Here is a 22,676-nt window from a genome sequence, read left to right as displayed (position 1 = left end):
GTGACTACTGAGCCCACCGCCGCGTCTACATCCATCACGGAGACCACCACCGAGCAGCTCATCGCGCTGCCCCAGGACACCAACGTCACCGACGGCGTCCTCGCGCTGGCCGACCGTGTTCCGGACCAGGCCGTGTACGCCGTGCGCAACGGCTCCGGCGGTTGGGTCGACATCTCCATCACCACGTTCGTGGAGCAGGTGCGCAGCGCGGCCAAGGGACTCATGGGCCTGGGCGTGCGCCCCGGGGACCGGGTCGCGGTCATGTCCGCGACCAGCTACTCCTGGGCTGTCATTGATCAGGCCATCTGGTTCGCCGGCGCCGTCTCGGTGCCCATCTATGAGACCAGCTCCGCCCACCAGGTCGCCGCTCTCCTGGAGGACTCCGGGGCGTCGCTGGTGCTCATCGGCGAGGAGAAGCTGCGCGGCACGGTGCAGTCCGCGGCGGCAACGGCCGGCATCGACGTCGAGATCCGAACCATCGGCAGATCCGCGGACCTCTACGAGCTCGCTGAGTCCGGCGCGGAGATCACTGATGACCAGCTGGAGACCGCGCGGTCAAGCCGCGGGCTCGACGACGTCGCCACGATCGTCTACACCTCCGGCACCACCGGTACGCCCAAGGGCGTGAAGATCAGCCACCGCAATCTCGCCGAGGGCGCGGCTAACCTGCTCATCTTCGCCGAGGAAATCCTGGGCGAGGGCGAATCCCGCACTCTGCTCTTCCTGCCCCTGGCCCATGTGCTGGCACGGGCCGTGCAGGTGGCCTGCCTGCACCGGGGCATCCAGGTTGCCCACACCGGCGACACCACCACGCTGCTGGAGGACCTCGCCAGCTACCGGCCCACCTGGCTGCTGGCCGTGCCCCGCGTCTTCGAGAAGGTCTACCACTCGGCGGCCGCGAAGGCCCAGGCCGAGGGCAAGGGCAAGATCTTCGACGCCGCACGCCGCACCGCCATCGAGTACTCCCAGGCGCAGGAGGCCGCCGCCCACGGCAGGGGTCCGGGACCCTCGGCCGGTCTGCGCGCCAAGCACGCGCTCTTCGCCAAGCTCGTCTACTCCAAGCTGCTGGCCCGCCTCGGCGGCTGTGTGACCCACATGGTCTCCGGAGCCTCCCCCCTGAACACGGAGATCGGCCACTTCTTCACCGGCATCGGCGTTCCGGTGCAGGAGGGCTACGGCCTGACCGAGTCCACCGCGCCCATCACCCTCAACGTTCCCGGCGCCACGCGCATCGGATCGGTGGGCCTGCCGGTGCCCGGGAATTCGGTGAAGATCGCGCAGGACGGTGAGGTCCTCCTGAAAGGCCCGGTGGTCTTCTCCGGCTACTACAACGCCGAGGAGGCAACCTCCGAATCCTTCGACGACGACGGCTGGTTCCGTTCCGGGGACCTCGGGTCCCTGGACGACGACGGATACCTGACCATCACCGGACGTAAGAAGGAGCTGATCGTCACCGCCGGCGGTAAGAACGTCTATCCCACTCCTCTGGAGGAGTCGGTGCGCGTACATCCGCTGGTAGCCCAGGTCGTGGTGGTCGGCGACGGCCGTCCCTTCGTCTCTGCGCTGGTCACCCTCGACGCCGATGGCGTGGCCGCGTGGTCCAAGAACAACGGTTACGGCACGCTCGGGATTGCCGAGGCCCTTGCCCACGGCGAGGCCGCCCGCGCCCTGCGTGCCGAGGTCCAGGTCGCCGTCGACGGTGCTAATGAGAAGGTCTCGCGTGCTGAGTCGATCCGTAAGTTCGAGATCCTCGAGACTGAGCTGTCCGAAGCCTCCGGTCACCTGACCCCCTCGATGAAGCTTCAGCGCCACAAGGTGATGGAGGACTTCGCCGAGGCCGTGGAGAGCCTCTACACCTCCTGACTGGAGGGCCTGTGCCCACTCTGCCGGAGGCGATCCTCCGGCGTCGCCCCCTCCCCGTGTTGCTTGGGCGTTTGGTGCGTTCTCAGGGGCTCGCAACCGGCTGAGAGCGCACGAACTGCCCACACAACGTGTAGGGGCGCGGCGCTTGTGGAAAACGTCAGCGAGTTCGCGCGGCCTCGGCCAGACTGGGCTCGTGCGCTACACGTTCCCACTGCCCGCAGCGCTGCGGGCTCAGACGGTGACCACCCAAGCGCTCCGCGAGCTCGATATCAGCCGCTTCCGGGCCCACCGTCGGGATATGACTGCTGTGTCCCGCGGTATTTACCTCTGGACGCCGGATCAGGATCAGGCGGGGGAGCTCCAGCGACTGCGGGCTCTGAGTAACAGCCTCCCACAGTGCTGTGTCTCGGACTCAACGGCCGCGAAAGTCCACGGTGTGACGCTGCCGTGGGAGATCGCAGACGACGACGCCGTGCACCTGACCCAGCCTGCCGGCACCTCATCGCGCATCCGACGCCCCGGGATTACCTCACACCGTCGCGCCATCGATGCTCACGATCTTGTCTTGCGGCATGGCCTGGTGCTGACGACGCCGGCTCGCACGTGGTTCGACCTCGCGGAAGTCTGTTCGCTGCAGAGCTTGGTGCAGCTCGGGGATCACCTGGTGCGCCAGCCCCGGTTTCGATTCGAAGGCAGACACGTGCCCCACGCCAGCCTTCAGGAGCTTCAGGCCGTCGTCGACCGTGCCGGGCGGGTCAAGGGCAAGCGCAAGGCCAAAGAAGCCGTGACGCTGATCCGGGTGGGTGCAGACTCCTTCAGAGAGACTGAGGCCAGGCTGAGGATCATCCAGGCGGGCCTGCCGGAGCCGCAGCTGCAGGTCCGCCCGTTCCCCGGGTGCCCCTATCCCGCGGACATGGGGTATACGGAGTGGAAGATCGCGATCCAGTACGACGGCGGCCACCACTTCACCCCGGAGCAGGCCCGGCGCGACCAACAGCGGGACAACGCGTTCTTCTCCGCCGGGTGGGTGCTGCTGCGATGGAATGCCGAGCACGCACGAGACGGTTTTGCCACCGGTATCCGCCAGCTGGGGAGCCTCCTGCAGCAGCGGCGTAGCTGACCCCTACGTTGTGTGGGCGGTTGGTGCGTTCTCAGACGCTCACAGTGGGCTGAGAACGCACCAACCGCCCAAGCAAGCCGCCGGTGAGCCAGCGTTCAGCGTTTCTGACTAGCCTCCGCACTGCGGAGAACCGCGTCGTCAGACCCGCTCTCCTCTGGAGGAGAAGCATGCGCGCAGCCCGTTACTACGACCGCAAAGACCTCCGCATCGAGGAGATCGAGGAGCCTGAGCTGAAGACGGGGCACGTCGCCATCGACGTCGCCTGGGCCGGCATCTGCGGCTCAGACCTCCACGAGTACCTCGAGGGCCCCATCACCATCCCAGCCGCCGGGTCCCCGCACCCCATCTCGGGAGAGTCCGCGCCTATCGTGCTGGGCCACGAGTTCTCCGGCACCATCACTGCGGTCGCCGACGACGTCGAAGACCTCAGTCCCGGCCAGCCCGTGGTCATCGAGCCCTACATCATCGGCGACGACGTCCCTACCGATGACCCAGACGTGGACTACCAGCTGAGCCCCAACATGAACTTCATCGGTCTGGGCGGCCGCGGTGGCGGCTTCAGCGAGAAGGTCGTGGTCCAGCGCCCCTGGGTCCACCCCATTTCCGACAACGTGGGCCTGGACAAGGCAGCGCTCATCGAACCCCTAGCGGTCGGCTACCACGCCTATCGGAAGTCACGGGCCCAGGCAGGAAACGTGGCCCTCATCGGCGGTGCCGGGCCCATCGGTCTGCTGACAGCCGCGGTGCTCAAGGCCAAGGGGCTCACCGTCTACATCTCGGAACTGAGCGAGGGGCGGAAAGCCAAGGCTCGGGAGACCGGTGTGGCCGACCAGGTATTCGACCCTCGCGAGGTCAGCATCGCCGATGAGATCCGGCGTCTGACCGACGGCGCCGGTGCAGACGTTGCCTTCGAATGCACCTCCGTGGCCGCGGTGCTGGACACGCTCATCGACGCGGTTCGGCCCGGTGGCGTCGTCGTCAATGTCTCCATCTGGGGGCATAAGCCAGAGGTCAACCTGCAGTCTCTGGTGCTGAAGGAGGTCGAGCTCATCGGCAGTGCAGCCTATGCCCATGACCACCCCGCCGTCATCGAGATGGTCGAGGACGGCGAGATCGACTTGGCTCCCTTCATCACCGGGAAGATCGGGCTGGATGAGCTGGTCAGCCAGGGCTTCGATCAGTTGATCAACAACAACGACGAGCACGTCAAGATCCTGGTGGATCCACGCGCGTGAACAACTGAGCCTCCGCGCGCCGGCAGGGCGGCCTCAGCGCCGCGCCTGCGCGCGGAGCACTCCTGCCGCCCTCCGAGGTCCGGCGCACTACACTTGTGCGGTGATGAGCAGCGCACGAGTGATCCCCGGCCAGACGCCCCCGGCCTATCTGCCTGAACCAGCAGCAACCGAGGCGCCGACCCGCGAGTCTCAGCCCAGCACCTCTCAGACGCCCGGGGAGGGCCCGCAGCAGGCGGCGGCGCGTCCTGCGCTGGAGGGCGTGAGTCAGGCGGCGCAGGACGGTCCCGTGCGTAGCCCCGCCGAGGAGAAGTCAGGCAAGAAGCGCCGCCTGCAGTATCCGCCGGCGCCCGAACCGCTGCCGGTGCCGGTCATCGACAATCACGCCCACCTGGACTTTCGCGATGGCCTCGTCAAGGTCAGCGTCGCAGAGCACCTGGACACCGCGGAGGCCCTCGGCGTCAGCGGGGCGGTGCTGGTGGGTTATGACGTGGCCAGCTCGGAGTTCGCCGTGGCGGCCTCGCAGCAGGAGCACCGCGCCAAGGCCGCTGTAGCGCTGCATCCCAATGATGCACCGCTGCTGGCCGAGCAGAACGCCTACGACGACTCCTTCGCCCGCATTGCAGAACTCGCCCAGGACCCGCAGACCGTAGCTGTCGGGGAGACCGGACTGGATTACTTCCGCACCCGAGAGTCACGGCGCGAGGCCCAGCAGCAGAGCTTCCGCGACCACATTGCGCTCGCCGCCGAGCGGGGGCTGGCCATGCAGATCCACGACCGGGACGCCCACGCCGATGTGGTCTCGGTGCTCCAAGACGCGGCAAATCTGCCGCCCTCGGTGGTCTTCCACTGCTTCTCCGGGGACGCAGAACTGGCCCGCATCTGCAACGCCAACGGCTGGTACATGAGCTTCTCCGGGACGGTGACGTTCAAGAACTCCCACGATCTGCGCGAGGCCCTGGCCGTCGCCGACCCGCGACTGATCCTCGTGGAAACCGACGCGCCGTTCCTTACCCCGCATCCCTACCGCGGCCAGCCGAATGCGCCCTACCTCATTCCCCAGACCATGCGGCTGATGGCCGAGGTCCGCGAGGCGGAGCTGAGCCAGCTGTGCCAGCAGGTCATGCTCAACACCCACCAGGCCTATGGACAGTGGGTCTGAGGGCACCATGACAACGAACAGCAGTTCCCAGACCCCCACGCACGACGACGGCACGGCTCCCGCGGTCTCCGGTGCAGCGGGAGGAGACCTGCCGGGTCTGCTCTCCGCGGCCCACATCCGGGACCTCGCCGACGGGCTGGGCATCCGTCCCACCAAGCAGTGGGGGCAGAACTTCGTTATCGACCCCAACACCATCCGCCGCATCGTCGGCCTTGCTGAGCTCGACGGCACCGAGCATGTCCTGGAGGTGGGCCCCGGCCTGGGGTCCCTCACGCTGGGCCTGCTGGATGAATCTGCCCACGTCACGGCGGTGGAGATCGATCCCAAGCTCGCCGCCCAGCTGCCCTCTACCGTGCAGACCATGCGCCCGGACCTCGCCGAGAATCTCACCGTGGTTCAGCAGGATGCCCTGAAGCTCACGCCGGGCGCGCTGGCCTCGGCTGAGCGGGGAGAGCCCGCCGTCCTGGTGGCGAACCTGCCCTACAACGTTGCGGTGCCGGTGGTCCTGCACCTGCTGCAGATCCTGCCGAGCCTGAGCAAGGGCCTGGTCATGGTACAGGAGGAGGTCGCCGATCGGCTGGCCGCAGCACCGGGGTCCAAGATCTACGGCGTGCCCAGCGTGAAGGCCGCATGGGACACTCGCATGCGCAAGGCCGGGGTGGTGGGCAAGAAGGTCTTCTGGCCCGAGCCGCGCATCTCCTCGGGACTGGTGCGCTTCGACCGCCGCGACCCGGCCTCCGACGAGGTCACCCGGGAAGAAGTCTTCGCCGTCATCGACGCGGCCTTCGCGCAGCGCCGCAAGACGCTACGGGCAGCCCTGGCAGGCCTGGCCGGGTCTCCCACGGCGGCCGAGCAGGCTCTGCTGGCTGCCGGCGTCGCACCCAGCACCCGCGGCGAAACTCTGGACATTCACTCTTTCACGAAGATCGCGGCAGCACTGCAGAGTTCCGATTCTGACGGTCCCGCCGCGAGCACTGAGCCCGACGCGCCAGCCGCGTGAGACGGCCTCACGCGACACGCTCCATCAGGACAGCCGGCACGTCACAGCCCGCCAGTAGTGTGTGCAGAAACCGCCGGATCGATCAGCCCCACGGCAAGGGAGGCCCCCATGCGCGACAGTGAGTTCTTCGGCCACGTCACCGCACTGGCCCCCGGCAAGGTCAACCTGAGCCTGCGGGTGGGTCCGCTGCGACCCGACGGCTATCACGACGTCGCCACGCTCTACTGCGCCGTCTCCCTCTACGAAGAGGTCACCGCCGCCCCCCGGGAGGACGGCGCCATCACTGTGAGCCTGTCCGAGCGTTCGGCCTTCACCGGCGTGGAGTACACCGACGAGACCACCGGAGAGACCCTCCTGGCCGAGGTGCCCCTGGATGAGGGCAACCTCGCCCACCGCGCGGCGGTGCTGCTGCGCGAACACCTCACCCGCACCGCCGGAGTCGACGCTGCGACGCTGCCGGGCGTGGATCTGACGATCACCAAGAACGTGCCGATCGCCGGGGGAATGGGCGGAGGTTCTGCCGATGCCGCCGCGGCGCTCGTGGCCTGCTCGGCACTGTGGGAGGCGGGCCTGTCCAAGGAGCAGCTCGCCGAGCTCGGGGCCGAGCTGGGGGCGGATGTGCCCTTCGCCATCCTCGGCGGAGCCGCGGTGGGTCAGGGGGTGGGGGATGAGCTTTCTCCGCTGCTGACCCGCGGTGAGCTGCACCTGGTGATCGTGCCCGCGAGCAGCGGACTGTCCACACCGCAGGTGTACGGAACACTGGATGAGATGCGGGAGAGGGCCGAGGTCGAGGTCGATGAGCCGGTGCTGGACCAGGACTTGGTCCGCGCAGTCTGCACGGCGGATGCGGAGATGATCGCAACCCTGATGACCAACGATCTGCAGGCACCGGCGGTCTCGAAGCTGCCGAGCCTGGAAGACATGATGGACGCCGGGATGATCGAAGGCGCCCTGCAAGGCATGGTCTCGGGCTCCGGGCCCACCGTGATGTTCCTGACCAGGGACGCGGAATCCGCCGCTCAGCTGGCCACCGGTCTGCAAGAGCGCACCGATGTGTGGGCCATCCCGGTTACGGCCCCGGCACCCGGAGCTCGGCTGCTGGGCCACAGCTGAGCCCCTGGTGACCGTGCCCGGAGTCGGCGCGGCTGCGAGTCTGCTCAGCTGCTGAGGGTTGTCTGAATCCCCGTCGCCAGGGAGAGCAGGGCACCGACGAAGGCGACGCCGATGACGACTTTGCGCACGGTCTCGTGCGGCACCCGCCGCTGCACCCGGCCGCCGATCCAGATGCCCAGCACGATGGAAACCAGGCTGGCCGCCCAGGCCCACCACGGCAGCGCCGGCATCTGGTTGCCGGTGAACGCCCAGCGGCTGGCCACAGCGGTGATGGACATCAGGATCCACAGCGGCTGAAGCGTGGCCGCGAAGCTGATGACGTTCCAGCGGGACAGGACCGAATAGACCGCCATGGCTGGGCCGCCGACGCCGGCGAGCACCGCCCCGGCGCCTGACCCCATGCCCGAGAGCACCTTGGTGACCGGGCCGTCCACGGTGCTGCTGATCCTGCTGACGATCAGGGAGGTCGACAGTCCCAGGATGACCAGGGAGGCCACCACAATATAGAGCGGTCCCACCGGGGACAGATGAGCGATCCACGCCGCCCCGGGCATCACGATCAGCGCCGAGGGCGCCAGCCAGAAGAAGCGTCGCCAGTCGATGTGCTTCCACACGACCGGGAGCATGATCAGCGGCGCGATCGTGGCCAGAACGTTGGTCAGCATGACCCCGCCGTGAGGGCCGACCATCACCACGAAGAAGGGCGCCGCGACCATCGCGAACCCGAGTCCGGTGATGCGCTGCAAACCTGCCGCGAGCAGTACCAGCCCAATGATGGCCAGTGCCATCGCAGTCTCAGTTGTCATCACACACCAGCCTAGACCTGTTCAGTCGTGCTCAGCTCCACGCCAGCCGGTTCCATCCCGCGCATCGAGTGCTGCGGTTTTCGTCGGAACTTTCGTTCTTACCGACGACAACAGCAACACTCGATTCCGAGGGTGGGGAGTGCCAGCCCCGAGCCCGGAACCCGGAGCCTCAGAATTCCCGGCTGGCGCCGCCGCGCAGCGAGACGATCTCGGTGCCGGTGAGTCGGGTGATCTGCCGGCTCAGCAGAGCCCGGCCGCGGTTGGAGAGCAGCTCGTCGTGAATGGGGATGCTGATCTTTGGCACGCCCAGGGCACGCACAAACTCCACATGCTCCTTCATGGCGGCCCATGGACCCATGAGGGGAAGGGCTAGGACCTCAATGCCTGCGGGCGCCGTGTCCAGGGAGTCCCCCGGGTGGAAGAAGACGGGGGACTCCGGTGCCCGGAACACGTAGCCGATGTTGTGCACCCGGGGGATGTCGCGGTGAATGATCGCGTGATCGCCGCCCACGGCCTCCACCTCGACTTCGCCGATCCGGAACCGATCCCCGGGAGAGACGGTCTGTGCCCGGGGCAGGGAGACGGCCTGGGCGACGTCGTCGGCGGTGTAGATCGCGGCCTGGGGGTTGGACTCCACGAGCGCTGGGGCATGCTCAGGGTCCACGTGATCGGCGTGCTGGTGGGTGATCAGCACAGCGTCGAGGTTCTGCGTACCGTGCCAGGCTCCGGAGAAGGCTCCGGGGTCCAGGAGAATGCGCTTTCCGGCAGTCTCGAGCAGGACACAGGCATGACCAAGATGTGTGATCCGCATAACCCCACGATACTGGTTCGCCGGTACTGTGTGGGGTATGGAAGCGGTCCCCATCATCTTTGGTCTGGTCTTTGCCCTGCTGTTCCTGGTGGGTGGCCTGGTGGTCATCTCGCACCTGCCCGAATGGGTCAGGGGCGATGCCAAACCGGTGCTGAACACCGACTCTCTGCTGCAGCTTCTGGCCGATGTCACCGCTGAGGCTCACGCCCAAGGCAGTGAGGCCCAGCGTGCGGTGGAAGAGCTGCGCGACCTCGCACCCCAGCTGAGCAGGGAGCAGTGGCAGCTGTTCGAGGAGCGGTACCGGGAGACCCTGGAGGTCTTCTCCTCGGGCCAGTCCGAGATCCAGGCTCAGATGGACCACCTGGAACGCATCTTCCGGCGGGACCGGGTGATCGGCCAGGCCCGCCGCGAGCTGCGCGAGGACTAAGCCTAGGACGACGCCGCCCAGCCCGGACTGCCGCCCCCGCCGCGCCCCCCCCGGGCTGCCACTCCCGCTCGGGCCGCCGCCTGGTCAGATACGTTCCGCCGGCCCAGCGACCGGCCACGGCGCCCGGTAGTCTTGTGTCCCTATGGCTACTCAGCAAGGTCTGCATCTGCTCGGGGCCGAGGGCCTCACCATCACCTTCGGCACCCGCACCGTCTTAGAGGACATCACCCTCGGCATCGACTCCGGGGACCGCATCGGCATTGTGGGACGCAACGGCGACGGCAAGTCCACGCTGATGCGCATCCTCGCCAAACAGATGGAGGCCGACGCCGGCCGCGTCACCTGGCGGGGCGGCGTCTCCGTGGGATTCCTCGACCAGCAGGACATTCTGGACCACGGCCACACCATCCGCGAAGCAGTGGTCGGGGACCTGGCCGACCACGAGTGGGCCTCCAGCCCCCGCATGCGCGACGTCGTCGACGGGCTCCTGCCCGGGCTCGACTGGAAACAGCCGGTCGGTGCCCTCTCCGGTGGTCAGCGCCGCCGCGTAGCCCTAGCCAAGCTGCTGATGGGCGAGCATGACGTGATCATGCTCGATGAGCCCACCAACCACCTTGACGTCGAGGGCGTGGCCTGGCTGGCCAACCACCTGAAGACCCGTTGGAAGAACGACGAGGGCGCCTTCCTCGTGGTCACCCACGACCGCTGGTTCCTCGACGAGGTCTGCACCCTGACCTGGGAGGTCCACGACGCGACGGTGGATCACTTTGAGGGCGGCTATGCGGCCTACACACTGGCCCGCGCCGAGCGCGACCGGGCCGCGGCGGTGAAGGAGCAGAAGCGCCAGCAGCTGGTCAAAAAGGAACTGGCCTGGCTCCGACGCGGAGCACCGGCGCGCACCACCAAAGCCAAGTTCCGGGTGGATGCCGCCAACGCCCTCATCAACGACGTGCCCGAGCACCGCGATGAGGTCCAGCTGAAAAAGATGGCCACCGCCCGGCTCGGCAAGGACGTGCTGGACCTGGAGCACGTCTCCTTCAGCGTCACCAAGTCCGCAGAGGACTCCGCGGGCGACGACGCCGTCACCCATCAGATCTTCGACGACGTCACCTTTCGGCTGGGCCCGGGCGAGCGAGTCGGCGTCGTCGGGGTCAACGGTGCGGGCAAGTCCACGCTGCTGCGCCTGCTCGACGGCACGGTCGAGGCCGAGGCTGGGCGAGTCAAGCGCGGCAAAACCGTGAAGACCGCGATCCTCACCCAGGAGGTGGAGGAGCTGCGCGCTCGTGCCCATCTGCGCGTCCACGAGGTGATGACCGAGGACAAGAACGTCTTTGAGGTGGGCGGCAAGGAGCTCTCCGGAGCCCAGCTGCTGGAGACTCTGGGCTTCAGCCGCGCCCGGCAGTGGACGCCGGTGGGGGATCTCTCCGGCGGTGAGCGCCGACGTCTGCAGCTGCTGAAGCTGCTCACCGGTGAGCCCAACGTGCTCATGCTCGATGAGCCCACCAACGACCTGGACACCGATACCCTCGCCGCCATGGAAGACCTGCTCGACGGGTGGCCGGGCACGCTGATTGTGGTCTCCCATGACCGCTACCTGCTGGAGCGGGTGACCGATCACCAGGTCGCGCTCCTGGGCGATGGCAAGATTCGTGCGCTGCCCGGGGGAGTGGACCAGTACCTGCGCATCCGGGAGGGCAAGGAGCCAGTCCCGGGGCTGCGCGACACCTACCGGGGTCAATCCAGTGCCGCCGCCGCAGCGGTGCCCGGTGGTGTTCAGCAGGGTGCCGGTGTCAGGACCGGTGGCACCAGCTCCAGCGCTGCGGCGCGTTCGACCACGGGCGGGTCGGGCGGCGAGCAGTCGTCGTCGTTCTCCGAAGCGGATAAGCGCCAGGCGCGGAAGACGATGCAGCGCGTCGAGAAGCAGATGGAGAAGCTCTCCGCTCAGCAGGAGGAGCTGCACGCGCAGATGGCTCAGGCCTCGGAGGCCATGGACCTGGGTGCCCTGAGTGAGCTGCAGAACCAGCTGGACGCAGTGGACGCCGAGCTTGCTGAGGCTGAGGAGGCCTGGCTGCAGGCCAGTGAGGTTGCCGAGTCCTAATCGGCGACTCCTGCCACGCGCCCCGCGACTGACGTGCGATTTTACCAAAGAGTTCACGTCGGAGCCCTAGTGCTGAGGGTCCGCTGACAGTAAGCTCGTGCCAACGAATCAGAGGACCAAGGCACGCCTGAGCGCGATTCAGGGGTGTCTTACACCAAAGAATCGACGGCGCGAGGAGCTGGCCCGTGGCTCAGCAGCAGACTCACCCGACCTCGCCTCACCCCCGCGCGTCCCGGTTGACGGCGATCATCCTCATGAGCGTGCTGGTAGGTGCCGGCATCGTCCTGAGCATGGCCCAACCGGCCGCCGCCTCGGGCACGCTCTCGCTCTTCAAAGCCATCGAGAACCTCGACACCGGTGCCAGCGAAGGCGACCGCAGCAAATGGGGTGTCCGGGCGGTCAACATCGAGACCGGTCAGGTGTTCGAGGGTGACGGGCTCAACGGTTTCCAATCCCGTCGCATCCCTGCCGGGCAGTACCGGATCTCAGAGTTCGGCACGGACCGTACCCCGGCTGGTTACGCGTTCCGCGACTGGCGGTGCGGCGGCCAGACCTACACCGATCCGCAGCCGACCGTGACCCTGGGGTAGAACCAGAACCTCACCTGCACGGTCACCAATGTGGCTCAGCACTCGACGCTCACGCTGCACAAAGACGTGGTGGGCGGCACGGCGGCACCCTCTCTCTGGCAGCTGCGCGCCATGGACGGACCCACCTACGTGGGCGGCCAGGCCAACTCCGCCGCAGTCACCAATCAGCGCATTCGGCCGGGAACTTATCGCCTAACCGAAGAGGGCGGACCAGAGGCTTATGAGCAGGGTGAGTGGGGCTGTCAGTACCCCGGACCCGACGGCACGCCTCAGCAGCTGCCGGTCAATCAGAACGCTCAGGTGAGCATCAGTCTGGGGCAGCAGGTCACCTGCACCGTGGTGAACACCGCACCCGATGACTCTAGCCAGCTGACGTTGGTCAAAGCGCTCGACGACGCCGAGGGCCCGCTTCACGGGCTGGATGACTTCACTCTGACCGCCGCCTCGGAGGAGCAGACCCTCAGCGGTGTCACGGGCGACCTGGAGGTCACCCACGCGGAAGTCGAACCCGGTGTGGCCTATGCGCTGAGTGAGGATGGTCCCGCCGGCTATGAGTCGCAGGGATGGAGCTGCCAGGCCGAATCCGGGCAGCAGTTCTCCCTCGAGGATGGGGACGGTGCATCTCCCGCCGTGACGCTCGACGACGGCGCGGACGTCACCTGTACGGTGACCAACGCCTTCACCGGAGGCTGGCTGACTCTGGCCAAAGAGGTGGAGGGCAGCTCTCAGCCCCCGCAGAACTGGACACTGACCGCCACCGGCACCGGAGCGACTGAGGGCACCACGCTGGAGGGAACCACCGGTGGAGCTGCCGTAACGCAGATCCCCGTCCCGGCAGGCGAGTACGCACTCGAGGAGGCGGGCCCGGGTGGTTATCTGAGCGACGGGTTCCAATGCAATGGCGGAACCCCCGGAGATACGGTCACCGTGGGGGAGGGGGAGGAGATCACCTGCACCATCACCAATACCCGCGATCCGGACATCACCCAGCTGACTCTGGCTAAACAGGTGGACAACACCGGCGGCGGGCCCCTGCCCGCGACGGCCTGGGGGCTGCGCGCCGAGGGTCTGGGAGAGGGTCAGCGCAACATCGCCGGGCTGACCGGCCAACGGCAGATTACCTACGCCATTGTTGAGCCCGGCACCTACGAGCTGATCGAGGAGGAGCGCGGTGCGGCGGGCACCGCCGAACAGTTCGACGGATACACGAACGGGGACTGGGTGTGCACCGCCGGCGGCCAGGAACTCGACGTCGTCGACGGCCAGGTCACCCTGGTGGAGGGCACGCAGACGCATTGTGAGGTGACGAATACCTGGAGTGGGTCCACGCTGACCTATACCAAAGAGCTCCGCGGCGAGGGCGTGGCGCACGCACCCGGCGACTGGTACCTGCGGGCAGTACCAGATCCCCTCGGCGAGGGTGAGGCGGTGGCCGGCGCCGGCGACGGTGAGATCACCGCGCAGGCCGTGGCCCCGGGGGAGTATGAGCTGGAGGAGGAGGGGCCCGACGGCTACCGGCAGGCGTCGCTGCAGTGCGCGGACCACGACGGCAACGCGGTACCTGTGGTCGAGGGCACGGTGAGCATCCCGGCGTCGTCGGACATCACCTGCACCGTGACCAACGAACCAATTGAGCCGACCCTGACCCTGCAGAAAGTAGTGCACAACGACGGCGGCGGTACGGCTGAGGCGGAGGATTTCATCCTCATGGCACGCGGACCGGGCGATGTGGCGCTTGCCGCCCCCATGGGCGACCCGAGCGTCACGGGCGTGCCGGTGGTGGCCGGGGACTACGTGTTCCAGGAGGACGGTCCGGAAGGGTACGCCGAGGAGTGGACGTGCGATGCGGGATGGGACCCCGAGACTGGTGTTGCCTCCATCGGGCCGGGGGAGAACGTAACCTGCACGGCCACCAATACCTTTGTTCCGGAGGAGACGCCGTCGCCCACCGATATCACCACCACCCCGCCGCCGACCGAGCCGGGGACTACTGAGCCCGGGACAACGGAGCCTGGAACCACGGAACCCGGGACGACCGAGCCGGGCACAACAGAACCGGGGACGACCGAGCCCGGGACGACGGAACCGGGGACGACTGAGCCCGGGACAACGGAGCCTGGAACCACGGAACCCGGGACGACGGAACCCACCACTGAGCCTCCCACGGAACCGGGCACCACAGACCCGGCAACAACAGAGCCTGCGACTACACCGCCGGGAACCGAGTCCACTCCCACCGGCCCCGGCGAGACCGAGGAGCCGCCCACCGAGGGCCCCGGCACCACTGAACCTGGCGCTACGCCACCGGAGACCACCGAGCCCGGCACTACGCCGCCTAGTGTGACAGACCCCGGAGAGCCCGAGCCGAGTCCCACCACCCCGGGGGAACCCACGCCGACCACGCCGCCGACCGGCGGAGAGGCGGATCCAGGCCCCACGGAACCTGGGCCCACCGAGCCGGGGGCGACCGAGCCAGCTCCCACCGGCCCGGGGGCTACTGAGCCGGGCAGCCCAGACCCCGATGGGACGGATCCAGCCACTGACCCTCCCACCGACCCCACAACGCCCGGAGGAACGGGGACCGAGACCCCGACGGAACCCGACCAGACGGGTGAGGTTCCCGTCCCGCCGGAGACCCCCGGAACCGAGACGGCGCCTCCGGGGACCGCAGCGACCGATCCCGAGGAGACGGTTCCGCCGGGTACCGGTGACCCGGATCAAGGCGACGGGGAGGCTCCGACCACCGAACCGGGTCCCGAAGGGGTCGACCCGACGGGCACTGAACCCCCGCCGAGCCCTGGGGGCGTTGAGGAAGATCCACCCACGGACGCGGGCGGCGGGCTAGCGGTCACTGGAGGCAACCTCTGGCCGGCGCTGCTGATGGCGCTTGCCGCGCTCGTCGGTGGTGGTGCCATGCTGCTGACGCTGCGCCACAGGGAGCAGAACACCCGCAGATAAGATGGCACACCGGACCGGGCACACCACGCCCGCATCCGACGCCGTGCGGAGCCTCCCCTTCGCTGTGTGCACCCACAAGTACCGCTAGGCTGGAGGCCAATGGGAGACGTATTCGCAGGACGGTACGAGCTGGTCGACCCCTTGGGGGAGGGCGGGGCCGGCGTGGTCTGGCGCGCCTGGGACCGTAAACATCACCGCTACTGCGCAGCCAAAGTCCTTCGGCAGACCGATGCCTCCAGCCTCCTTCGTTTCATGCGCGAACAGTCCATGCGACTGGACCACCCCCATGTGCTGGCTCCCACCGGCTGGGCCGGGGAGGACGACAAGGTGCTCTTCACCATGCCGATCGTCCGGGGTGGCTCCGTCTCCACGCTGCTCTCCGACTTCGGCCCCCTGCCCTCCCGGCTCGTCGCCGTACTGCTGGACCAGCTGCTCACGGCACTAGAGACCATTCATGCCGAAGGCATCGTTCACCGCGACGTCAAACCCGCCAATCTCCTCCTGGACGCTACCGGGCAGCACATTCCGCATCTGTGGCTGGGCGATTTCGGCATCGCCGCCGGCGACGACGCTCCCCGTCTGACACAAGGCCCCTTTGCCATGGGCACCCCCGGCTACGCCGCACCTGAATGCCTGCAGCGCGGGTGGCAGCCCGATGCCCGCGCCGACCTCTACGCCGCCGGGATGTGTGCGGTAGAGATGCTCACCGGCATGGCCCCCGAAACAGAGACGGAGGCCAGGCTCGTCGTCGAATCCGCACCTCGGGAGGATGCCGTTCCCGAAGAGCTGGTCGATCTCATTGCCCAGCTCGGTGATCGTGACCTGCGCACCCGTATCCGCACCGCCGCCGATGCGCGCGAGGAACTGCGCGCCAGCGGCCTGCTGGAGTTCGCGGAGCCGGCAGAGATCCTCGGTGACGTAGAAGTCTTCGACCACCTGCCCGAGCTCCCCGAAGGCTGGGACGACAGCGGTCCCACACGGCCCAGTCCGGCAGAAAAGACGACGGCGGCTGCCGTGCCTACCGCCGCCTCACCCTCGCCGCCCCCGTCGGCCTCCTCACCCGGGATCGTCACCGGGCCGCAGCAGGCTAGCGCCGCGGAGTCCTGGAGTCAGGCTCCAGGAAACGGGGAGACCCAGCCCCGGGACGTCCCCACCCTGGACGTTCAGACGCAGGCGATGGTTCCGCCGGCTGCACCCACCAGCGCTCTGCCCTACGAGCAAGCCATGCCCGTGCCGCCCCTGGGTGTCCACGACCCCCACACCCAGGCGACGCCGGTCCGCAGCGCACCGTCACCACAGTTCACTCCGCCCGGCATCCCTCAGTACCAGCCCTCTGCGCCCTATCCCTCCTACGGTGCCCCGCAGTATCCGGGGCACTCCGTGTCCGGGGCACCGACCAGCACCCGGTCGTCGAAGACCGTGGGACTGTGGGTGAGTCTGCTGCTGCTGGGCGCTGGTCTGCTGACTCTGGCCTTCACCCTCTGGCTGGCGCTGGGGTAGGAACCAACCAGGATGGGGGATGTGTTCGCAGGCCGGTACGAGTTGGTTGACCCACTCGGTGAGGGCGGTGCTGGAGTGGTGTGGCGTGTCTGGGACCGCCAGGAGCGCCGCTACTGCGCCGCCAAGGTGTTGCGCCAGACTGACGCCGCGAGTCTGCTGCGCTTCATGCGCGAACAGAGCTTCCGGCTGGACCATCCTCACGTTCTAGCCCCTACCGGTTGGGCGGGGGAGAACGACAAGGTGCTCTTCACCATGCCCATCGCACGCGGGGGTTCGGTGGACGGCCTGGTCGGCGACTTTGGACCACTGCCCGAACCTCTGGTGGCCCTACTGCTGGACCAGCTGCTTGCTGCGCTAGAGGCCATCCATGCTCAGCGCATCGTTCACCGGGACGTCAAGCCGGCGAATCTCCTGCTGGATGCCACCGGGCAGGATCTCCCGCATCTGTGGCTGAGTGACTTCGGCATCGCAGCGGGGGAGAACGCCCCGCGATTGACCCAGGGGCCTTTCGCCATGGGCACCCCGGGGTACACGGCGCCGGAATGCCTGCAGCGAGGCTGGGAACCGGATGCCTCGGCAGACGTCTACGCCGCAGGCATGTGCGCGGTGGAGATGCTCACCGGTCTACGTCCCCAGCCCGACACCGATGCTCGCGCCGCACTGGCCTCCGCATGCGGTGGTGACGCCGGGCGTCAGGAACCCGTGAGTACGGCGTTCACTGAGATCATCGCCGGCATGACCCACCCGGAGATGGGGCAGCGCACCGGCAGCGCCGCCGCGGCCAGAGCCGCTCTGCGCGAGGCAGGGCTGGTGCCAACCGAGACGACATCACCAGCGGTGGACGCTGATCTGCTGGGCGACATTGAGGTCTTTGACCACCTCCCGCCCCTTCCGGAGGGTTGGACAGCTGACGGTCCTGTGCGCGGTGCGCCCTTGCCTCCGGAGCCCCCTGCTCCCGTGCCGCCGCAGCGCCCGGCAGCACCGCGGCCTTCAGCGCCGCGCCCGATGCCGGAGCCTCCAGCGCCGCCGAAGCCCCCGCGCCCTGCCCGACCCCTGCCTCCTGCCCCCTACGCGAGTTCTTCCCCCGCACCGTCGGTGTCAAGGAGTCGCTCTGATCGGGCGAAGGCGGCAGGAGGCCTGGTTCTGGCCGGCATCGGCCTGCTCCTCCTGGCGCTGGCAATTCTGCTCAGTCAGAGTCAGTAGCGGATCCGCTGGATGACGGGTCGCGGTGGGAGCCTCCGCGACCTCCGGCGAACCACCAGATGAGTCCCGCGACAATGAGGGCCCCTCCTATGCCGGCGAGGACCACTGTCCAGGGGTTGTTCTCCAGCTGGGGCCGGTAGCTGCTCGGAGCTTCGCTCTCCTCGTCATCGGGTGCCTCCGAGTCCTCGGCGCCGGGGGAGTCATCGTCCTCGCCGTTGCCGCCGGGCCCGGGCGTGCTGGTCGCGCCGTCAGTGCCGTCTCCTGGCGCCTCGCCCTCTGCGGGCGGGGTGGGCCAGACCTCATAGTGGGGAGCAGGCTCGCCCTCTTGGGTAGCCTGCCAATCATCGACCACCACGTTGGCCAGGGTCCAGTGATGGATCTCGCCGTCCGGATGGGTGATGACCACCGCGTAGGAGCCTGTGTAGTCGATATCGCTGCTGGAGACCAGAAGCTCGCCGAGCTGTGCCGAGCCGTAGTAGTCCCCGGCCTCCTCGGCCTGGTGGCTGCCCAGGAAGAGCGCATCCTCACCCAGGGGTGGAACGAGCCATACGTCGAAGGTCTCCCCGAAGTCCCATTCCAGTCCGCCGTAGTTGACCAGAAGGTAGTACCAGCCGATGTCGACCGGAATGCCGGGTCCACCTTCCGGCAGGGCTCCGTGGGGACCCTGGTCCTCGATCACCACGGACTCCACGGTGGGAGGGTCGTAGTCGGGCAGGGCTGCGGTCGGCGAAGCGCTTGCCGGCGCCGGGCCGCTGAGCAGAAGGGCGGCGGTGGTGGCCAGTGCGGTCAGCGCGCCAGGGCCGTACCGCGACACTGATCCGAAGGGGCGCGGGGTGGTGATGGCGCTGGGGGATGTGTGTGTAGGGGACTGAACGGAGCCCTGCTGTGTCAGGGAGGTGTGAAAAGGTGCGGTGTTGTGCATAGCCCGACCGTAATATTGTTTGCAGCTGCAATTCAATATTAGCGGGCGTAAAGTTTGGTGACGATTTGGTAACGGTCAGTGGCGGCGCATGGTACGCGCCAGGAACAGTCCGCCCGCCGCCATGAGGAGCAGGCCGAAGGCGCCCAGGCTGATGAGGATCCCGGGGGAGTCGCCGATGCTGCGCAGCCGCTCCACCGCAGTGGGCTCCTCACCGTCGGCCGAGGCTTCCTCGTCCTCCGAGGTCGAGTCACCATTGCCAGGCTGCTCAGCCCCAGCGATCTGCGGAGTGGAGGTGGTTCCCTCGGGGTACTCGGGGGTAGGGGCGCCGTCTTCTTCGTAGGTCTGCAGGGTCAGGCGGTAGGGGATCTCGGGGGAGTCGCCGTCGTCGTGGGGGTCTGCGGCCATCACCAGGTAGAAGTCCCCCGCGAGAGCGGTGGAGTTCCCGCCGCGTGCGAAGCGGCTGTTCCACCACACCGGAGAGGTGTGGGTGCGCAGCTCGGTCGCGCTGCTGGTGGATACGGTGCTGAAGTCTCCGTGAGCCATTCCCCGCATGGGGCTGAAGGCGGCCAGGGAGACGGAGCCCATGCCACTGAGCTCCTCGGACAGGCTGTCCCCGGGTTCGGGGAAGAATGCCTCTGCCTGCAGGCGTTCGTTCCACTCCACCGGGACACGGAAGACCTGGACTTCGCCAGGGCTGATCGAGGAGTCATAGGTGGTGCCAGGATCCAGGGCCGGGGCGTCGTCAAAGGATGCGCCGGGGGACACTGGCTGGGCGCCAGAGACATTGCGTCCCATATCGGTCCAGTGGTGGTCGTACTCGGGAGCCTCGGCATCAAAGTCCTGCGCGTTGATGGGTGAGGGCTCTTCGAAGACGGCGATCTCGAAGTCCTCACCGATCAGTCCGGACTCAGGGTCGAAGGGGGAGATGCTCAGCACCAGCTCGCCGGCCTCCCCGCAGGGATCCTCTGCCGGTTCCGCATCGGGATCCGTCTCCTGCTCGGGCTCCAGGAGAGTCTCGGGCTCGGGGCCGGCGATGAGGTAGGTGCTGCCGAGACGGTCACGGGTGTTCATCTCGGCGGTGGAGACCGAACCGCTGGCGCAGCGAGTGCTCTCCCAGGTGGAGAGCTGCACATCGGCTCCCATATAGTCGGGCTCCTCGCGCTGTTCGCCGAAGGCGACGCTGACGTGGAGCGCCGAGCCCTCATGCTCCTTGGGAATCCGGTAGTACAGGGTGCCGGAGCTCAGGGTGTCGAGGTAGGCGGCACCCGGGCTGAGCGGGTGGGCATCCCCGGCATTGCTTCCTCCGGTGACGCGCTCGCCGCTCAGCTGGAGTCCCTGCCCGGCCTCATCGACTGAACCGTCCTCAGACTCGGCGGGTTCGGCGGCCTGGGCCAGCGGAATCAGCCAAAAGGCCAGCAGTCCGGTGAGGGCGATCACGGCCATGAGGCGGTAGGGGCACTTCAGGACGAACTCCCCGCGAGATGCCGTCTGGTCCTGTGCGTCCATGGTGTTCAGCTCCTTTGAGTCCTTCAACGTCTCAGTATTGCCGATCCTGTGGATCTCTGACGGGTGCATCTGCGGGGAGTCCATCCCTTAATTCCGTTCCTTTGTGCCCGGAGCCCGTGATGATGCTCCGGATGTTGTTGGTGATCAGGTGCGTGCTTCAGGCGCGTGGCTCGACGACGTCGTCCTCGTCGTCTTGCTCGTCCCTCGAGTCCTCGTCGCCATCCGAGTCCTGCTCATTGCGGTCCTCGTCGTCGCCCTCGGGTGAGGTCTCGTCCTCGTCGGAGTCCTCATCGTCGCGTTCGTAGATCACGGCGGGGGAGGAGTCCTCCATGCCCTCGGGGTATTCGGGGGCGCCCTCACTGGCCTCGCCGAAGGTCGCGACGGTCAGGCGGTAGGGGACGGTGAAGGAGTCGCCGTCGTCGTGGTGATCAGCGACCAGGACCACGTACTGGTAGCCCGCATGGTGGGTGTACTCGACGTCGCTCTGGTTCGATCCCCGGTTGTTCCAGCGCACCTCGTGGGACTGAACCTGCAGCTCGGTGGACATATTGCGCCACACGGAGTTGAAGTCGGAGTCGATGATCCCGCGCATCGGTGACATGACGGTCAGGCCGGAAGAGATGCCGCTGCCGGAGAGGTTCTCGGAAAGCTCCTCGTCAGGCTCGGGGAAGTAGGCCTCAGCCTGCAGGGTCTCGCCCCACTCGACGGGAACGCGGAAGACCAGCGCCTCACCGGGGAGGATGTCGCCGTCGTAGGTGGTGCCGGGCTCCAGGATCGGAGCGTTGTTGAAGGAATTGCCGCCGTAGACCTCCACTGCGCCCTGGGGGTCGCGGCCCATGTCGGTCCATTCGGTCTCGGCGCGCTCGGTGGCCTCCGGAAGGTCCTCCTGGTTGGCCGCCTCGGGCTCCTCGTAGATGGTGATCTCGAAGGGCTGGCCCACGGTCTCGGGGTCATCGCCCTGGAACTCGACGGAGAGCACCAGCTCATCGTCCTCGGCGCAGGGGTCCTCGCCGGCCTCCTTCTCCAGGTCGCGGTAGGCCACCAGCTGGGCCGTGCGGAGGAAGTCGCGGGTGGAGAACTCGGTGCCGATCATGGAGTCGCGGTCACAGCGATCCTCATGCCAGGTGCTCAGTTCCGCCTCCACCCAGTCGGCTTCGCCCTCGGCGTTGTGCGTGGTCAGGGCGACGTGCAGGGACGAGTTCTCCAGCTCACGGGGGATCCTGTAGTGCAGCTTCTCCTCGGAGAGCTCATCGATGTACTGGGCGTTGGGCGACAGTTCGGGGGCATCGCCCCAGTTGGCCCCGCCTTCGACGCGCTCGCCCTGCAGGCTGAAGGGCTGATAGGCCCGCTGGGAGACACGCTCCAGAGTGTGGGTGAGGGTCTCGGCGTCCTCGGCATCGAAGTACTGACCGCCTCCGGCCTCAGCGATGCAGCGCAGCTGCTCGCGGGCCTCCTCGGCCTCGTCCTCATCGATCTGGAAGCCGACGGTGTGGATCTGCAGGTCGATGCCCTGCTCGGCGATGGCTTCGGCGGCCTCGCAGGGATCCGGCACGCAGTTCTCAGCGCCGTCGGAGACCAGCACGATGGTGCGATTGCCTTCGTCGGAGAGGTCCTCCGCGGCCTGCTCGAGGGCGTAGGCCAGGGGCGTGGCGCCTCCCACCGCCTTGTAGGAGTCGATGGCTTCACGAAGATCGTCGATGTTGTCGGTGTCGATGGGCACCGCGAGCTCTGAGTCGGAGCAGGCGGCGGCGTCGGTGTAATCCTCCACTTCGGAGGCGAAGACCCGCAGGCCCACGTGGTGGTCGCCGTCCTGCTCCTCCAGGGTGTCCACTACGGAGTGCAGGGCGTCCCGGGCGGCGTCGATTCGGGTCTGCCCGCCGGCGTCATCGCTGAGCATGGAGCGGGAGGCGTCCATCACCAGCAGCAGTTCGCTGTCCTCATCCAGGTAGAGGTCCGCACCGGGTGCCTCGCCCTCGGGCTCGTCCTCGGAGTCACGATCATCGGCGTCTCGGGAGTCGCCGCCTGCGGAATCACTGTCTGCGGAGTCGCTGTCCGCGCCCGAGGCCGGACTGGTGGCCGCCCCTGCGCCAGGAGCGGAGAACGCCGCCAGGGCGACGGCGATTCCCATGGCGGTCAGGGTGCGTCCCACGGGCATGGTCCGGGTGCAGCGTGGGGTGGGGGTGTCTGACTCGGTGGGGATGTGCGGGGTGTTCTCGAGCGGTGTCATGATGTCCTCCTCGGGTGATAGCTGCGCTGCCTTTGCTGATGTTTGCGAAAGCAACGTTTACAAGTGCGATGCTAATAAGTTTGCGGCAGCAAAGTCAAGAGGCTATCCGAGAGAATTTTTGCGGAAGCCCAAAGGGTG

Annotated in this window: 17 protein-coding genes and 1 pseudogene; 13 read left to right on the top strand and 5 right to left on the bottom strand. The window is 67.7% G+C overall.

Going from position 1 to position 22,676, the window contains the following annotated elements; genetic code table 11:
- From RH857_RS01115 to RH857_RS01090, 6 genes are all read left to right on the top strand, one after another.
- Positions 1 to 1,863, top strand: coding sequence for an AMP-dependent synthetase/ligase (locus RH857_RS01115; RefSeq protein ID WP_310536135.1), 1,863 nt, complete (start codon positions 1 to 3; stop codon positions 1,861 to 1,863).
- Positions 1,864 to 2,056: 193 nt separating this feature from the next.
- Positions 2,057 to 2,983, top strand: a complete 927-nt coding sequence (locus tag RH857_RS01110) for a hypothetical protein (RefSeq protein ID WP_310536134.1) — start codon at positions 2,057 to 2,059, stop codon at positions 2,981 to 2,983.
- 167 nt (positions 2,984 to 3,150) lie between these two features.
- A complete protein-coding gene (locus tag RH857_RS01105; RefSeq protein ID WP_310536133.1) occupies positions 3,151 to 4,218 on the top strand; it encodes a 2,3-butanediol dehydrogenase in 1,068 nt (355 codons plus the stop codon).
- A 103-nt stretch (positions 4,219 to 4,321) separates the two neighbouring features.
- Positions 4,322 to 5,377 (top strand): TatD family hydrolase, encoded by a 1,056-nt coding sequence (locus RH857_RS01100; protein ID WP_310536132.1) that lies wholly within the window; start codon positions 4,322 to 4,324, stop codon positions 5,375 to 5,377.
- 7 nt (positions 5,378 to 5,384) lie between these two features.
- Positions 5,385 to 6,377 (top strand): 16S rRNA (adenine(1518)-N(6)/adenine(1519)-N(6))-dimethyltransferase RsmA, encoded by a 993-nt coding sequence (rsmA, locus tag RH857_RS01095; RefSeq protein WP_310536131.1) that lies wholly within the window; start codon positions 5,385 to 5,387, stop codon positions 6,375 to 6,377.
- A 108-nt stretch (positions 6,378 to 6,485) separates the two neighbouring features.
- Positions 6,486 to 7,490, top strand: coding sequence for a 4-(cytidine 5'-diphospho)-2-C-methyl-D-erythritol kinase (locus RH857_RS01090; protein WP_310536130.1), 1,005 nt, complete (start codon positions 6,486 to 6,488; stop codon positions 7,488 to 7,490).
- Between the two features lie 44 nt (positions 7,491 to 7,534).
- Here the strand turns inward: RH857_RS01090 and RH857_RS01085 are convergent, their stop codons facing one another.
- Complete coding sequence (locus tag RH857_RS01085; protein ID WP_310536129.1) at positions 7,535 to 8,296, bottom strand: TSUP family transporter; 762 nt, start codon at positions 8,294 to 8,296, stop codon at positions 7,535 to 7,537.
- A 169-nt stretch (positions 8,297 to 8,465) separates the two neighbouring features.
- Positions 8,466 to 9,107: an MBL fold metallo-hydrolase gene (locus RH857_RS01080; protein ID WP_310536128.1), complete on the bottom strand. Its 642-nt coding sequence runs from the start codon at positions 9,105 to 9,107 to the stop codon at positions 8,466 to 8,468.
- Between the two features lie 37 nt (positions 9,108 to 9,144).
- Between RH857_RS01080 and RH857_RS01075 the strand changes: the two genes are divergently transcribed.
- The 6 genes from RH857_RS01075 (at position 9,145) to RH857_RS01050 (ending at position 17,883) form a co-directional block, all read left to right on the top strand.
- Positions 9,145 to 9,534, top strand: a complete 390-nt coding sequence (locus RH857_RS01075; RefSeq protein ID WP_310536127.1) for a hypothetical protein — start codon at positions 9,145 to 9,147, stop codon at positions 9,532 to 9,534.
- Positions 9,535 to 9,676: 142 nt separating this feature from the next.
- Positions 9,677 to 11,632: an ABC-F family ATP-binding cassette domain-containing protein gene (locus RH857_RS01070; RefSeq protein WP_310536126.1), complete on the top strand. Its 1,956-nt coding sequence runs from the start codon at positions 9,677 to 9,679 to the stop codon at positions 11,630 to 11,632.
- Positions 11,633 to 11,817: 185 nt separating this feature from the next.
- On the top strand, positions 11,818 to 12,222 hold the full coding sequence (locus RH857_RS01065) for a hypothetical protein (RefSeq protein ID WP_310536125.1): 405 nt from the start codon (positions 11,818 to 11,820) through the stop codon (positions 12,220 to 12,222).
- A gap of 30 nt (positions 12,223 to 12,252) precedes the next feature.
- The gene (locus RH857_RS01060) at positions 12,253 to 15,180 is read left to right on the top strand and encodes a prealbumin-like fold domain-containing protein (RefSeq protein ID WP_310536124.1); all 2,928 of its coding nucleotides are present in this window, start codon (positions 12,253 to 12,255) and stop codon (positions 15,178 to 15,180) included.
- Between the two features lie 99 nt (positions 15,181 to 15,279).
- Positions 15,280 to 16,680, top strand: coding sequence for a serine/threonine-protein kinase (locus tag RH857_RS01055; protein WP_310536123.1), 1,401 nt, complete (start codon positions 15,280 to 15,282; stop codon positions 16,678 to 16,680).
- Between the two features lie 12 nt (positions 16,681 to 16,692).
- On the top strand, positions 16,693 to 17,883 hold the full coding sequence (locus tag RH857_RS01050; RefSeq protein ID WP_310536122.1) for a serine/threonine-protein kinase: 1,191 nt from the start codon (positions 16,693 to 16,695) through the stop codon (positions 17,881 to 17,883).
- Here the strand turns inward: RH857_RS01050 and RH857_RS01045 are convergent.
- Both RH857_RS01045 and RH857_RS01040 read right to left on the bottom strand, forming a co-directional pair.
- The gene (locus RH857_RS01045; protein WP_310536121.1) at positions 17,867 to 18,805 is read right to left on the bottom strand and encodes a hypothetical protein; all 939 of its coding nucleotides are present in this window, start codon (positions 18,803 to 18,805) and stop codon (positions 17,867 to 17,869) included. The genes RH857_RS01050 and RH857_RS01045 overlap by 17 nt on opposite strands.
- A gap of 75 nt (positions 18,806 to 18,880) precedes the next feature.
- Positions 18,881 to 20,311: a hypothetical protein gene (locus tag RH857_RS01040; protein ID WP_310536120.1), complete on the bottom strand. Its 1,431-nt coding sequence runs from the start codon at positions 20,309 to 20,311 to the stop codon at positions 18,881 to 18,883.
- Here RH857_RS01040 and RH857_RS13640 point away from each other — a divergent pair.
- Positions 20,287 to 20,340, top strand: a pseudogene (locus RH857_RS13640) (hypothetical protein); the annotation flags it as partial. The gene RH857_RS01040 and the pseudogene RH857_RS13640 overlap by 25 nt on opposite strands.
- Before the next feature lie 128 nt (positions 20,341 to 20,468).
- On the opposite strand, the gene RH857_RS01035 reads toward RH857_RS13640, so the two are convergent.
- Positions 20,469 to 22,538 carry a vWA domain-containing protein gene (locus tag RH857_RS01035; RefSeq protein WP_310536119.1) on the bottom strand — a complete coding sequence of 690 codons (2,070 nt, stop codon included), beginning with the start codon at positions 22,536 to 22,538 and terminating at the stop codon, positions 20,469 to 20,471.
- Positions 22,539 to 22,676: the final 138 nt, after the last annotated feature.

Source organism: Nesterenkonia flava (genome assembly GCF_031432335.1).
Classification (GTDB): domain Bacteria; phylum Actinomycetota; class Actinomycetes; order Actinomycetales; family Micrococcaceae; genus Nesterenkonia; species Nesterenkonia flava.
Note: the sequence above shows the minus strand (reverse complement) of the source record. Positions and strands in the feature narration are given on the sequence as shown.

What these genes read in the sequence shown, in the direction of transcription:
- RH857_RS01105 (WP_310536133.1), top strand. Translation starts at nt 3,151, where the DNA reads ATGCGCGCAGCCCGTTACTACGACCGCAAAGACCTCCGCATCGAGGAG.
- RH857_RS01075 (WP_310536127.1), top strand. Translation starts at nt 9,145, where the DNA reads ATGGAAGCGGTCCCCATCATCTTTGGTCTGGTCTTTGCCCTGCTGTTC.
- RH857_RS01090 (WP_310536130.1), top strand. Translation starts at nt 6,486, where the DNA reads ATGCGCGACAGTGAGTTCTTCGGCCACGTCACCGCACTGGCCCCCGGC.
- RH857_RS01040 (WP_310536120.1), bottom strand. Translation starts at nt 20,311, where the DNA reads ATGGACGCACAGGACCAGACGGCATCTCGCGGGGAGTTCGTCCTGAAG.
- RH857_RS01080 (WP_310536128.1), bottom strand. Translation starts at nt 9,107, where the DNA reads ATGCGGATCACACATCTTGGTCATGCCTGTGTCCTGCTCGAGACTGCC.
- RH857_RS01085 (WP_310536129.1), bottom strand. Translation starts at nt 8,296, where the DNA reads ATGACAACTGAGACTGCGATGGCACTGGCCATCATTGGGCTGGTACTG.
- RH857_RS01035 (WP_310536119.1), bottom strand. Translation starts at nt 22,538, where the DNA reads ATGACACCGCTCGAGAACACCCCGCACATCCCCACCGAGTCAGACACC.
- RH857_RS01050 (WP_310536122.1), top strand. Translation starts at nt 16,693, where the DNA reads ATGGGGGATGTGTTCGCAGGCCGGTACGAGTTGGTTGACCCACTCGGT.
- rsmA (WP_310536131.1), top strand. Translation starts at nt 5,385, where the DNA reads ATGACAACGAACAGCAGTTCCCAGACCCCCACGCACGACGACGGCACG.
- RH857_RS01100 (WP_310536132.1), top strand. Translation starts at nt 4,322, where the DNA reads ATGAGCAGCGCACGAGTGATCCCCGGCCAGACGCCCCCGGCCTATCTG.
- RH857_RS01070 (WP_310536126.1), top strand. Translation starts at nt 9,677, where the DNA reads ATGGCTACTCAGCAAGGTCTGCATCTGCTCGGGGCCGAGGGCCTCACC.
- RH857_RS01045 (WP_310536121.1), bottom strand. Translation starts at nt 18,805, where the DNA reads ATGCACAACACCGCACCTTTTCACACCTCCCTGACACAGCAGGGCTCC.
- RH857_RS01055 (WP_310536123.1), top strand. Translation starts at nt 15,280, where the DNA reads ATGGGAGACGTATTCGCAGGACGGTACGAGCTGGTCGACCCCTTGGGG.